This window comes from Colidextribacter sp. OB.20, assembly GCF_009911595.1.
Taxonomy (GTDB): Bacteria; Bacillota; Clostridia; order Oscillospirales; family Oscillospiraceae; genus Lawsonibacter.
In genome coordinates this window covers 1-933 of sequence record NZ_QWKG01000155.1, presented here as the reverse complement: position 1 = coordinate 933, position 933 = coordinate 1, and the positions used below count along the sequence as shown (strand labels likewise).

Annotated in this window: 1 protein-coding gene; it reads left to right on the top strand. The window is 53.8% G+C overall.

What is annotated here, in order from left to right:
- Positions 1 to 93: 93 nt before the first annotated feature.
- A complete protein-coding gene (locus D1641_RS18960; protein WP_243149492.1) occupies positions 94 to 882 on the top strand; it encodes a recombinase family protein in 789 nt (262 codons plus the stop codon).
- The last annotated feature ends 51 nt before the right edge of the window (positions 883 to 933 follow it).

Genomic DNA, 933 nt, shown 5'->3' with positions numbered 1-933 from the left:
TCTCGGGACTATTATCTGCATTCTCCTATTCCCTTGTATATGCGGTGGTACATTTTACGCTTACGCAAAATCAAGAGCGTTTTCAAGTCCAGAATGGAAAAGGGATTGCGCTGTTCGGGGGCTGTCCCCTATGGCTATCTTGCTTCAAAAGAGGACAAGGGCGAGTGGGTGATTGACGAGGAAGCCGCCGTCGTTGTGCGCCGTATCTTCCAGATGGTCATGGACGGTCAGAGCGTCAACGGCATCGCCCGGACGCTGCGGGCCGAACAAATCCCTATCCCTTCCGAACACTGGAAGCGCATCGGCTGTCCTGTCCGCGCCAGCAGCTACCGTGACCCCTACGCTTGGTCTGCCACCACCCTGGGTTATATCCTCAAAAGGCCGGAGTACCTGGGGCGCAAGGTGCTGGGCAAGACCATCTGCGAGAACTACAAGACCAAAAGCACCCGCAGAACTGCGCCAGAGGAACAATTTGTGTTCGAGGGAGCTGTTCCTGCCATCATTGACGAAGAAACATGGCACAATATCCAAAGGCTGCGGGAAACAGTACGCCGGACACCCAAACGGAGCAGCAGCCCCAATCGTCTGACTGGATTGCTCTACTGCGCCGACTGCGGCGCAAAGCTGACCCACCACAACAGTCTTGTTCAAAGCAAGTACATCGACGATGCTTTCACCTGTTCCAGATACCGGGGAATTGTTCAAGAGTGTACCATTCACTATGTCCCCACGCAAAAGCTGGAAGCGGCAATCCTCTCCGCCATTCAGCGGATAAGCTGGTATGTCCGCAATAACGAGCAGGAGTTTGTTCAGCGTGTCCGGGAGGCGTCCAGTCTGCGCCAGGAGGAAGCGGTCAATGTCAACGCCGATATGAAATTGTAAGAAAACGCCGAAGAAATTTTGTAGTTTTTCGGCGGGGATGGGTAACAAAAT

Coding starts and splice junctions, on each gene's coding strand:
- D1641_RS18960 (WP_243149492.1), top strand. CDS start 94: ATGGAAAAGGGATTGCGCTGTTCGGGGGCTGTCCCCTATGGCTATCTT.